The sequence below is a fragment of the Bradyrhizobium sp. 147 genome (assembly GCF_023073935.1).
Lineage (GTDB): Bacteria > Pseudomonadota > Alphaproteobacteria > Rhizobiales > Xanthobacteraceae > Bradyrhizobium.
In genome coordinates, this window is the sequence record NZ_JADPKL010000020.1 from 69,470 (window position 1) to 81,226 (window position 11,757).

At 65.0% G+C, this 11,757-nt stretch carries 9 protein-coding genes and 1 pseudogene; 7 read left to right on the forward strand and 3 right to left on the reverse strand.

The window, feature by feature from the left end; genetic code table 11:
- The first annotated feature begins 97 nt into the window (after window positions 1-97).
- The 4 genes and pseudogenes from IVA87_RS04720 to IVA87_RS04735 all read left to right on the forward strand — a co-directional run bounded on the left by IVA87_RS04720 (window position 98) and on the right by IVA87_RS04735 (window position 5,703).
- On the forward strand, window positions 98-1,063 hold the full coding sequence (locus IVA87_RS04720; RefSeq protein WP_247307335.1) for a VOC family protein: 966 nt from the start codon (window positions 98-100) through the stop codon (window positions 1,061-1,063).
- Between the two features lie 65 nt (window positions 1,064-1,128).
- A pseudogene (locus IVA87_RS04725) lies at window positions 1,129-2,000 on the forward strand (dihydrodipicolinate synthase family protein).
- Window positions 2,001-2,169: 169 nt separating this feature from the next.
- Window positions 2,170-3,255, forward strand: a complete 1,086-nt coding sequence (locus IVA87_RS04730) for a trypsin-like peptidase domain-containing protein (protein ID WP_247307333.1) — start codon at window positions 2,170-2,172, stop codon at window positions 3,253-3,255.
- Window positions 3,256-3,381: 126 nt separating this feature from the next.
- Window positions 3,382-5,703, forward strand: coding sequence for a xanthine dehydrogenase family protein molybdopterin-binding subunit (locus IVA87_RS04735; RefSeq protein ID WP_247307330.1), 2,322 nt, complete (start codon window positions 3,382-3,384; stop codon window positions 5,701-5,703).
- A gap of 217 nt (window positions 5,704-5,920) precedes the next feature.
- Here the strand turns inward: IVA87_RS04735 and IVA87_RS04740 are convergent, their stop codons facing one another.
- The 3 genes from IVA87_RS04740 to IVA87_RS04750 are packed head-to-tail and all read right to left on the reverse strand — an operon-like array spanning window position 5,921 to window position 9,137.
- A complete protein-coding gene (locus tag IVA87_RS04740; RefSeq protein WP_247307327.1) occupies window positions 5,921-7,117 on the reverse strand; it encodes an acyl-CoA dehydrogenase family protein in 1,197 nt (398 codons plus the stop codon).
- A gap of 15 nt (window positions 7,118-7,132) precedes the next feature.
- The gene (locus IVA87_RS04745; protein ID WP_247307324.1) at window positions 7,133-8,281 is read right to left on the reverse strand and encodes an acyl-CoA dehydrogenase; all 1,149 of its coding nucleotides are present in this window, start codon (window positions 8,279-8,281) and stop codon (window positions 7,133-7,135) included.
- Between the two features lie 4 nt (window positions 8,282-8,285).
- Window positions 8,286-9,137 carry an enoyl-CoA hydratase gene (locus tag IVA87_RS04750; protein ID WP_247307321.1) on the reverse strand — a complete coding sequence of 284 codons (852 nt, stop codon included), beginning with the start codon at window positions 9,135-9,137 and terminating at the stop codon, window positions 8,286-8,288.
- 142 nt (window positions 9,138-9,279) lie between these two features.
- Between IVA87_RS04750 and IVA87_RS04755 the strand changes: the two genes are divergently transcribed.
- The 3 genes from IVA87_RS04755 to IVA87_RS04765 all read left to right on the forward strand — a co-directional run bounded on the left by IVA87_RS04755 (window position 9,280) and on the right by IVA87_RS04765 (window position 11,509).
- Window positions 9,280-9,888: a LemA family protein gene (locus tag IVA87_RS04755; protein ID WP_247307317.1), complete on the forward strand. Its 609-nt coding sequence runs from the start codon at window positions 9,280-9,282 to the stop codon at window positions 9,886-9,888.
- A 202-nt stretch (window positions 9,889-10,090) separates the two neighbouring features.
- Complete coding sequence (locus IVA87_RS04760; RefSeq protein ID WP_247307314.1) at window positions 10,091-11,008, forward strand: YgcG family protein; 918 nt, start codon at window positions 10,091-10,093, stop codon at window positions 11,006-11,008.
- A 3-nt stretch (window positions 11,009-11,011) separates the two neighbouring features.
- Window positions 11,012-11,509 carry a TPM domain-containing protein gene (locus IVA87_RS04765; RefSeq protein ID WP_247307312.1) on the forward strand — a complete coding sequence of 166 codons (498 nt, stop codon included), beginning with the start codon at window positions 11,012-11,014 and terminating at the stop codon, window positions 11,507-11,509.
- Window positions 11,510-11,757: the final 248 nt, after the last annotated feature.

The following is an 11,757-nucleotide window of genomic DNA, read 5'->3' on the forward strand; positions in this document are numbered from 1 at the left end:
CGACGAACATGTGATTGGGACCCGCTCACGGAAACGTGTAGCAATCGGCCCGACATTGCGCTGTACGGCCTCAACCATTTCCGCGGGCCCTGACTGAATGAGCATGGATCTCACCCGCCGCACTCTGCTTCAGCTCGCCGGCGCGGCCTCTCTCGCAATGGCGGCCGCTGCCGCGGCGCGCGCCGAGGACAATGCGCAGGGCGGCGGGCCGACTTATGCCAGCCGCACGCCGATGCGGGTCGGCATGGTGACGCTCCGGGTGAAGAACCTCGACAAGCTCGCCGATTACTACCGCGACGTGATCGGGCTCACCGTGATGGAGCGCTCGGCGACTGGCGCGAAGCTCGGCACGGCCGGCGTCGCGCTGCTGGTGCTGGAAGCCCGTCCCGATGCCGCAATCGAGCCGCGCAACGCCGCCGGCCTCTATCACACCGCCTTCCTGATGCCGACGCGCAAGGATCTCGCGCGCTGGCTGGTGCATGCCGCCGCTCACCGCGTGCCGCTGTCGGGATTTGCCGATCACCTTGTCAGCGAATCCGTCTATCTCGACGACCCCGAAGGCAACGGCATCGAGGTCTATGCCGACCGCGATCCCTCGCAATGGCAGTGGAGCGAGGGCGGCGTGAAGATGGCAACCGACGAGCTCAACATCCCCGACTTGCTGTCGCTGACCAATACGCGCGTGGCCGACTATGCCGGCGCGCCGGAAGGATTGCGCATCGGCCACATGCATCTGCGCGTCAGCGATCTCGCGCAGGCCGAGAGCTTCTATCACGCCAGCATCGGCCTCGACCCGACCCGCCGCCGCAGCGGTGCCGCGTTCCTCTCCTCGGGCCGCTATCATCATCACCTCGGCATGAATGTCTGGCAGAGCCAGGGTGCCGGCCAGCGCGACGATCAAATGACGGGTCTTGCCTGGTTCTCGCTGGTGACCGAGAAGCAGGACATCCTCGCAGCCCAGGAGGAGCGCCTGCGCAAGGTTGGCGCACGGGTCAGGGCGCTTGCGGGCGGCCTGGAGGCCGTCGATCCCTGGGGCACGCGGGTGCGCCTTCTCAGGGTTTGATCGCCGGCGCAGGCGTTGGTAATACGCCTCAGGCGCAAACCAATTGACCGGGGTCCACGCCCGATATGTCCGAATTCCACGGTGTCTTTCCCTATCTCGTCTCGCCCGTCGATGCCGACGGCACGGTGCGCACCGAAGTCCTCGGCAAGCTCTGCGACGATCTAATCGCCGCCGGCGTGCACGGTCTGACGCCGCTCGGCTCGACCGGCGAGTTCGCCTATCTCAATGCCGCGCAGCGCATGGCGATCGTGCAGACCACGATCGAGGCGGCCAAGGGCCGCGTGCCGGTGGTCGCGGGCGTCGCTTCAACCTCGATCGCGGACGCGCTGGCGCAGGCGAAAGCGTACCAGAAGCTCGGTGCCGACGGCATCCTGGCGATTTTGGAGGCCTATTTCTCGCTCGCCGATGCCCAGGTCGAATCCTACTTCCGCGCCATCGCCGATGCCGTGGACATTCCCGTCGTCATCTACACCAATCCGCAATTCCAACGCTCCGACCTCACCCTCGATGTCATCGCGCGCCTCGCCGAGCATCCGCGCATCGGCTAAAGGACGCCTCGACCAACACCGGCCGGCTGCTCTCGATCATGAACCGCTGCGGCGATGCCTTGCGGGTGTTCTCGGCCTCCGCCCATATCCCGGTCGCGGTGATGCTGATCGGCGGTCTCGGTTGGATGGCAGGTCCGGCCTGCATCATCCCGCGCCAGAGCGTTGCGCTGTACGAGCTCTGCAAGGCTGGTCGCTGGGAGGAGGCCATGAAGCTTCAGCGCCGGCTGTGGCGCATCAACGAGGCCTTTGCCCGCTTTAATCTCGCCGCCTGCATCAAGGCGGGGCTTTCGATCCAGGGCTACGACGTCAGCGACCCTGTCCCGCCGCAGGCCGCGCTGACGGCCGAGCAGCGCAGGATGGTGGAAGCGGCGTTGCGGGAGCTGGCATAGCCGATTGTCACGCGGCAATATGCCCCCAGGTGCTGCCGCAAGCCGAACTATTCCCTATCTGCTTCGATCAGGAAACTTCCAGGCGCTTGCGACGTTGCTGCGTGAGCGAGATCCGCCACCTTAGGATGAGCATCTGAGCATTGTCTTCAGTATACCGCGGTGATCACCCATGAATCGTCGCTACGGAATTGCCGCGGCAGCTCTGGCCGCTCTGCTACTCGTGGTCACTGCCGCGAAAATCCAGCATGCGCCGTGGACCACGCCCGCCGCGCGAGCCGTCGAGCAGCGCGGGCCGCTGTCGGAGGCCGAAAAGGCCACGATCGACATCTTCGAGCGCGTATCGCCTTCGGTTGTCCAGGTAGCGGTGAAATCGGCGGCCAGTCCTCTCATGGGTGAGGAGGGCCAGGGCGGCGCTTCCGGCACGGGATTCGTTTGGGACGCCGAGGGGCACCTGGTGACGAACAATCACGTCGTGGCCAATGGCGGCGAGATCGCCGTGCGCTTTGCGTCCGGAGAGGTGGCCCAGGTCGACCTGGTCGGTACCGCTCCCAACTACGATCTTGCGGTCCTGCGAATCCGGAGTGTGCGCGAACTCCCTCCGCCGGTGGCTCTCGGCAGTTCGAACGATCTGAAGGTCGGGCAATCCGCCTTTGCGATTGGCAATCCCTTCGGGCTGGATCAATCCATGACCAGCGGCATCATCAGTGCTCTCAAGCGCAGGCTTCCGACCCATGGCGGCCGGGAGATTGCCAACGTCATCCAGACTGATGCCGCGATCAACCCAGGCAATTCAGGCGGGCCGCTGCTGGATTCCGCAGGCCGCCTGATTGGCGTCACAACGGCGATCATATCGCCGTCCGGCTCGAACGCCGGCATCGGCTTTGCGGTGCCGGTCGATGTCGTGAACCGGATTGTCCCCGAACTCATCCGCAACGGTCGCGTGCCGACGCCCGGTATCGGCATCGTGGCCGCCAGTGAGGATGTTTCCACGCGGCTTGGCGCCCAAGGGGTGATCGTGGTGCGGACCGCCCCCGGCAGCCCTGCGGAGCGGGCGGGGATTCGCGGGGTCAACTTTTCGACTGGCGCGGTCGGAGACATCATCACCGCGGTGGAAGGCAAGCCGGTGCGGCGCCTCTCCGACTTGACCGATGCGCTGGAGCAGGCCGGCGCCGGGAAGACCATTCGCCTCACTGTCAAGCGGGGCTCGGACACCCGCGACGTGAATGTGGGCATCATCGACATCGAGCGTTCCTGACGTCGCAATCTGCGCGGCCAATGGAGGCGTGGCACGCAATGCTGATGTGCTGCGGCTCGGTTGTATCGACTGCAAAATCGGCTAAAACCGCCGCGGTCGTTTTCCGGATTTCAAGGACATAACGGAATGAACATTCTTCCCGGCAATTTGCGTTTCGGAGCGGGCCAGCCCGTCAAGCGTTTGGAAGATCAGCGGCTGCTCACCGGGAAGGGGCAATTCATTGACGACAAACCGGCGGACGGCGCGCTGTGGTTGCACGTGCTGCGCTCGCCGCATGCGCACGCGAAGATCGTCTCGATCGACACCAGCGCCGCGGCGTCGATGCCTGGCGTCACCGCGATCTATACCGGCGCCGACCTCGTCAAGGACGACATCGGCAGCATTCCGACGCTGAACATCTTCAAGCGTCCCGACGGCAAGCCGATGACGGTGCCGCCGCGCCGGCTGCTGGCCCATGAAGTCGTGCGCTACGCCGGCGAAGCGGTCGCCGCCGTCGTGGCCGCCTCGCGCGTGGAGGCGCAGAGCGCGGCCGAAGCGATCGTGGTCGAATACGACGTGCTGCCTGCGGTGGTCGACCCGGTGGAGGCCGTAAAGCCCGGTGCGCCCGTGGTGTGGCCGGACGCGCCCGATAACATCGTCGGCGCGATGAGCTATGGCGATGCAGCCAAGGTGGACGAGGCCTTTGCCAAAGCGGCGCACACGGTCGAGCTCGATCTCGTCAGCCAACGCCTCGTTCCATCCGCAATGGAGCCGCGCTCGACCATCGCCGAAATCGACAAGAAGACGGGACGGCTCCTGCTGCACGTGCAGTCGCAGACACCGGCCTCGACTCGTGACGTGCTGGCGGAGGCCGTGCTCAAGCGTCCCAAGGACAGCGTGCGGGTGCTGGTCGGCGACATCGGCGGCGGCTTCGGCCAGAAGACCAACCTCTATCCCGAGGACGGCATCGTCGCCTATGCCGCGACCAAGCTGAACAAGAAGATCCGCTGGCGCGGCGACCGCACCGACGAGTTCGTCGGCGGCACCCATGGCCGCGATCTCACCTCGACCGCTTCCTTCGCGCTGGATGAAAAGGGCAAGGTGCTGGCCTATCGCGTCAAGTCGATCGGCTGCACCGGCGCTTATTCCTCGGGTGCGGCCAATATCATCCCGCTGGTGCTCGGGCCGTTCGTGCAGACCGGCGTCTACGATCTGCCGCTGGTGCATTTCGAGGTGAAGTCGGTGATGACCCACACCGCCCCGGTCGGTGCCTATCGCGGTGCGGGCCGTCCCGAAGCCGTCTTCATCGTCGAGCGCCTGTTCGACGCGGCTGCGCGAAAGATCGGCATGGATCCGCGCGCGATCCGCAAGGCCAACTACATCAAGCCGGCGCAGCTGCCTTATACGAATGCCGCGGGCCAGGTTTATGACTCCGGCGCCTTCGCGCACATGCTCGACCGCGCCGTGAAGCTCGCCGACTGGGACGGCTTTGCCGCGCGCAAGAAGGCGGCCAGGAAGAAGGGCCTGCTCTATGGCCGCGGTCTCACCTCCTACATCGAATGGACCGGCGGCCGCGCCCATACCGAGAAGGTCAGCCTGCACGCGACCTCGCAAGGCCGCGTCGTCCTGCATTCCGGCACCATGGCGATGGGGCAGGGCTTGCAGACCACCTACACCCAGATGATCTCCGACACCCTCGGCATTCCCATGGACAAGATCGACGTCGTCCAAGGCGACACTGATCTCGCCATGGGCTTTGGCAGCGTCGGCTCCCGTTCGCTGTTCGTCGGCGGCACCGCCGTGGCCGTCTCCTCCAACGACCTCATCCAGAAGGCGCGCGAGAAGGCCGCGAACGTGCTGGAGACCTCGATCGAGGACATCGAATATCAGGGCGGCATGCTCACCGTGGTCGGCACCGACCGCCGCATCAGCCTGTTCGATCTCGCCGAGAAGGAGACCGGCGCCAAGCTCAGCGTCAATTCCGAAGGCGAGGTGGATGGGCCGAGCTGGCCGAACGGCACCCATATCTGCGAGGTCGAGATCGATCCCGAGACCGGCGTTTCCCGCGTCGTGCGCTACACCACCGTCGACGACGTCGGCGTTGCCGTGAACCCGATGCTGGTCACCGGGCAGATCCATGGCGGCGTTGTGCAAGGCATCGGTCAGGCGTTGTATGAGGGCGTGTCCTACGATGCCGACGGTCAGCTCCTCACCGCGAGCTACCAGGATTACTGCATCCCGCGCGCCGACGACGTTCCGCCGATTGTGGTGACGCTCGACGATTCCGCGCCCTGCCGCACCAATCCGCTCGGGGCCAAGGGCTGCGGCGAGTCCGGCGCCATCGGTGGCCCGCCCTGCGTCACCAATGGCGTGATGGACGCGCTGGCCGAGCTCGGCATCACCCAGCTCAATACGCCGCTGACGCCGCAGAAGATCTGGCAGGCGATCCGGGACGCGAAGGCGGGGTAGGCCTGGCGCGTTGTTGCGTTAGCTGCTGCGTCAAGCTCAGCTCGTCATCCCGGGGCGCGCAAAGCGCGAACCCGGGATCCATAACCACAGAGAGTGGTTTGGTGGGAAGCTGGTAACTCCGAGTCCCCGTAACCACCTCTCGCTGTGGTTATGGATCCCCGCCTCCGCGGGGACGACACACGGAGCAAGGGGCTCCATCTGGGCTACGAAGCCAGATTCAAATCCCCAGCATCATCTTCGCGATGATGTCGCGCTGGATCTCCGAGGTGCCGCCGAAGATCGTATATGCTCGCCCGTTGAGATATTCCGGGATCACCGTCAGCATCTCCTCCGGGACCGGCGGCTCGTGGTTGAGCCTGTAGAGCGGCCGCATCGGCTCCACCGCGAGGGCGTCGTGACCGATCACGTCGGCCCCTAATCGCGTCACGGCTTGCCGGATTTCGCTGTTGCGCAGCTTCAGGATCGACGACACCGCGCCGGGATTTTGTCCGGTCTGCAGCGCCGAGAGCACGCGCAGCTCGGTCATTTCAAGCGCGTCGATGTCGACCTCGACCTCGGAGATGCGCGTTGCGATGTCAGGACTGTCGATCGCGCGGCCCGTGAGGTCGGACCCGGCAAGATCCGCGATCGCCCTCAATCCCTCGCGCAGCTTCGCCGAGGCGATGCCGGAGCCGCGCTCGAACTCGAGCAGATATTTGCCATAGGTCCAGCCCTTGCCTTCCTCGCCGACGCGGTTGGCGACGGGCACGCGCACGTCGTCGAAGAACACCTGGTTGACCTCGTGGTCGCCGCCGATGGTGAGGATCGGGCGCGTGGTGATACCAGGCGTGTTCATGTCCATCAGGATGAAGCTGATGCCGTCCTGCTGCCGCGGCCCGTCGCTGGTGCGCACCAGTGCGAACATGCGGTTGGCGTGGTGGGCATGCGTGGTCCAGATTTTCGTGCCGTTGATGATGTAGTCGTCGCCGTCGCGCACCGCGCGCGTCTTCAGCGACGACAGATCGGAGCCCGAGCCTGGCTCGGAATAGCCCTGACACCAATAATCGTCACCTGAGAGAATACGCGGCAGATAAAAATTCTTCTGCTCGGGGCTGCCGAAGCCGATGATGACGGGGCCGACCATCTTCACGCCCATCACATTGACGTTCGGCACGCCGGCGCGTGCGCATTCGGTCTCGAAGATCCAGCGCTGCGCCGGGGTCCAGTCCGGCCCGCCATATTCGACCGGCCAGCCCGGCGCGCCCCAGCCCTGCCGGTGCAGCGCGCGCTGCCAGGCCTTGCCGATGTCAGGATCGGAGAACACCGAGGGCGTCAGCGCGGTTGCGCGCTTCATCTCCTCGGTGAGGTTTTTCGCAATGAAGCCGCGCACCTCGTCCTGGAAGGCGCGCTCCTCGGCATTGAACGACAGGTCCATGAAGCGCTCCTCGTATCAGGCCGGCAGTTTGGTACGGCCAAGCTGGGCGTGGCGGGCATAGTGGTGCGCGCTGCCGCCGAACAGCGTGTCGAAGGCCACCAGCCGCTTGAAATAGGCGCCGACCTCGAGCTCCTCGGTGACGCCCATGCCACCATGGAGCTGGATCGATTGCTCGCCGACGAAGCGCGCACACTTGCCGATCTTGGCCTTCGCACCCGACGCAGCCCGCGCGCGCTCAACGGGTTCGGCGTCGGCTTTCAGTGCGGCGCGCAGCGCCATCGAGCGCGCCTCGTCGACCTGCATCGCCATGTCGGCCAGGCGGTGGCGGATCACCTGGTTGGCCGAGAGCGGACGGCCGAACTGCTTTCGGATCTTGGTGTATTCGAGCGTGGTGTCGAGCAGCGTCTGCATGATGCCGACGGCTTCCGCACCTAGCGCAGCCATGGCGCGGTCGACGGCCCATTCGATCGCGGGCAGAGCATCGCTGCCGTCGCCAAGCAGGGCGCCTTCGGGAAGCTGCACGTCCGACAGCTCGATGTTGCAGGCGCGTCCGCCGCCGAGGCGAGCGTAGTCGGCGATTGTGAGGCCCGGTGCCGTCGCCGGCACCACGAACAGGCCGATCCGTTCCGAAGGTCCGTGATGGTCATGCATGAGTGCGGAGACGATGATCTCGTCGGCAGCATGCCCGTCGAGCACCGCGATCTTTTTGCCGGCCAGATGCCAGCCCTGCGACGTCTTGTTGGCGCTGGTTGCGACCTTGGCGAGATCGAACCGCGCCGCGCGCTCGGAATGTGCCAAGGTGAGCTTCAGTGATCCGTCCCCGACCTTGGGCAGGCTCGCCTGCTTTTGCGCCGTGGTGCCGCATCTAGCGATCAGCGCGGCCCCCAGCACCACGGTTGCGACATAGGGCTCCGACACCAGCCCGCGGCCTAAGGCTTCCATCAGGATGCCGACATCGACCGCCCCGCCGCCGAGCCCACCGAACTCTTCGGGAAGCGGCAACGCCAGCCAGCCGAGCTCGGCGAACTGCCTCCAGATGGCCGGGCTGAAGCCGAGCGGATCGCTTGCCATCGTGCGGCGGTGAGCGGCATCGTAGCTTTCGGCTACGAAGCGTTCCGCGCTCTCGCGCAGCAGGCGCTGCTCGTCACTGAGATTGAGGTCCATGTGCCTACTCCGCCGCCGGCGGCTTGCGCACCGAGGGATGCAGGCCGGAGGGATCGACGATCATGCCGTACTCCTGGAGATTGTGGGCATGGCAGAGCTGATGCAGTGCAAAGGCCTGGTCGATCGCGGCAGGCTGGCCCATCACGTCCACCGAGCGGTTGACGGCCTCCTTGGTTAGCTTCAGCGCGAAGGACGGTTTCGTCGCGATCCGGCGCGCCAACGCCAGCACGCTTGCTGACAGCTCCGCGCGTGGGACGACCTGATTGATCATACCGAGCTGATGCGCCTCCTGGGCGCTCCAGCTATCGGCGGTGAACAGGAACTCCTTGGCCTTGCGTGGGCCGAGCTCCCAGGGATGGACGAACCATTCGACGCCGCAGACGCCCATGGTGACGACAGGGTCGCAGAACTGCGCATCGTCGCTGGCGATAATGAGGTCGCAGGCCCAGGCCAGCATCAGCCCGCCGGCGATGCACTTGCCGTGCACTTCGGCGATGGTCGGCTTGGCGAGGTTGCGCCAGCGCCGCGTGATCTGGAGATAGATCTCCTGCTCGCGCGCGAAGCGGCCGTGAGCATTGGGCTCGGCAAAGCCACCCCAATTTCCGATCGGCGGAAAATCGACGCCCGCGGCATTTTTAGCCCCGGGACGCAGATCATGCCCGGACGAAAAGTGCGGACCGTTGCCGGCCAGGATGATCACCTTGACCGCGTCGTCCTGCACGGCCGCATCGAAGGCGGCGTTGAGGTCATAGGTCATTTGCAGGTTTTGCGCGTTGCGCGCGTCGGGCCGGTTCATCACGATCCGGGCAATCGGCGGCTCCGGCCGCTCCACGAGGATGGTCTCGAACGAGCTCATCGCTTTCCCTTGCCGTTTCCGTTCTTGTTTTATCCGAGTTGACTATGTCGTCCAGGGATAGGCAAGAGGCTTGCGTCAGTCGGCTGCTTTTCTCACGCGCCCAATCTGGTAGCTTGCGCCAGATTCCACCGGGAGAAATTTGATGCGCAAGATCCTGACCGTGCTGGCAGCGCTGGCCTCGCTGAGCTTGGCCAATTGCGGCTACAACGCGATCCAGAGCGAGGACCAGCAGATCAAGGCCAATTGGTCCGAAGTCGTGAACCAGTATCAGCGCCGCGCCGATCTCGTCCCCAATCTGGTCAATTCGGTGAAGGGGTTTGCCCAGCAGGAAAAGGACGTGCTGCTCGGCGTCACCAATGCGCGCGCCAAGGTTGGCAGCGTCCAGGCAACGCCGGAGGTGCTGAACGATCCCGCAGCCTTCCAGAAATTCCAGGCCGCCCAAAGCGAGCTCTCCAGCGCGCTGTCGCGGCTCCTCGTCGTCACCGAGAATTATCCGCAGCTCAAATCGGATGCCCTGTTCAAGGATCTGATGTCGCAGCTCGAAGGCACCGAGAACCGCATCACTGTGGCGCGAAACCGCTACATCAAGGCCGTGCAGGAGTACAACGTCACGGTCCGATCGTTCCCGACCAACCTCACCGCGATGGCATTCGGCTACAAGGAGAAGCCGAATTTCTCGGTCGAGAACGAGAAAGAGATCTCGACCGCGCCGAAGGTGGACTTCAACCCGGCGCCGGCGCCGTCGAAGTAGGCGCGTCGTTTCGCGAATGCGCCAAGTCTCAATCACCGCTCTCATTCCCCGCGAAAGCGGGGAATCCAATACGCCGCGGCCTCTCCGTATCTCGCCTGCGTCTCTGGAATACTGGATCGCCCGGTCCCGGCTCCGCCAAGGGCTTCGCCGGGCACCTCGGTATTGGGCCGGCGAAGCGTCAGCGAAGACGGCAAGCCGGGCGATGACAGCGAGGGTGTGGTGGGCCCTTTCGGTCTTCTCGTCGTTTGTTCTCGCCGTCGCACTTCTTTTCGCCTTCGCGCTCCCCGCCCACGCAGACATCGCCATCCCCCAACTGACCGGCCGCGTGGTTGACCAGACCGGCACGCTCTCGAGCGCCGAGATCGCTACGCTGTCGCAAAAGCTGCGCGACTTCGAGAATCGGAAGGGCAGCCAGCTCGCCGTCCTGATCGTGCCGACCACACAGCCGGAGACGATCGAGCAGTTCTCGATCCGCGTTGCCGAGGCCTGGAAGATCGGACGCAAGAAGGTTGACGACGGCGCCATCCTCATCGTCGCCAAGAACGACCGGCATTTGCGCATCGAGGTCGGCTATGGCCTCGAAGGCGTGCTCACCGACGTCACTTCGAGGCGGATCATCGATGAAGTCATCACGCCGAAATTCAGGACCGGCAATTTCAGCGGTGGCATCTCGGATGGTGTCGATCGCATGATGCGGGTCATCGATGGCGAGCCGTTGCCGTCACCCTCGCGCAGCGTCAACTTCGCCCACAATCTGGACGATCTCGTGCCGGCATTTGCCGTGGCGCTATTCGCTTCCATAGGCATCGGCGGGGTCTTCCGCGCGATGCTGGGGCGGCTGCTCGGATCATTGGTGACCGGCGGCATCATTGCCGCGGTGACTTGGCTCATCCTCGGCTCTGCCGCGCTCGCCGCGGCGGTCGGCGTACTCGGCTTTATCATCGGGTTTATCGCCGATCTGTTTTCGGCGGCAACGCCAGGCACGGGCCGCTCGCGCGGCGGCTCATGGTCGAGCGGCTCATCGGGAGGCGGTTGGAGCAGCGGATCGTCGAGCAGCGATGATAGCTTCAGCGGCGGCGGGGGCAGTTTTGGCGGCGGCGGCGCCTCGGGGAGTTGGTAGGTCATGAGCATCAAGCGCATCACCAGGCACCTCGTGCAGCATCATTGGCGGGCGAAGCGGATTTTTCCGCAGGCCGTGCTCGACCGCATCGAGCAGGCGATCAAGCGGGGCGAAGCCACCCATTCCGGCCAGGTCCGCTTCGTCGTCGAAGGCGCGCTCGATGGTGCGCCGCTGTTCCGCAACCAGCCGGCGCGCGCGCGCGCGCTCGACATGTTCTCGCATCTGCGCATCTGGGACACCGAGCACAACAACGGCGTTCTCATCTACCTCCTGCTCGCCGACCGCGACGTCGAGATCGTCGCCGACCGCGGCATCGACGCGAGGGTTGGAGCCGAGCGCTGGGAGAGCATCTGCCGCGCGATGGAGACCGAGTTCAGGGCGGGCCAGTTCGAACGCGGCGTGATCGCGGGCATTGAGGCCGTGTCGCGCGAGCTGGCGCGGCATTTCCCGCCGCAAAGACCGCATTCGAACGAGCTGCCGGATGCGCCCGTGGTGATGTGATCTCGCTGGTCTTGGCCAAGGCCAGGACCACGTCGGAGAGGCGCCCTGCCTCGCGAATGAATCCTACGGGCGCAATGCGCCCCAATGCCGCCTCCGCTGACAATTTGTTGCACGCCGCCACGCCGGTTCCACTTTCCCGGCCAAATTCGGCCTCGGACGAGTTCCTAAAACTTCGGTAAGCGGGTCCCGAGGTAAGGATTTCGCAAGCAATGAAAGTTACCAAAAGGTCAACCTAGACTGGAGTATTT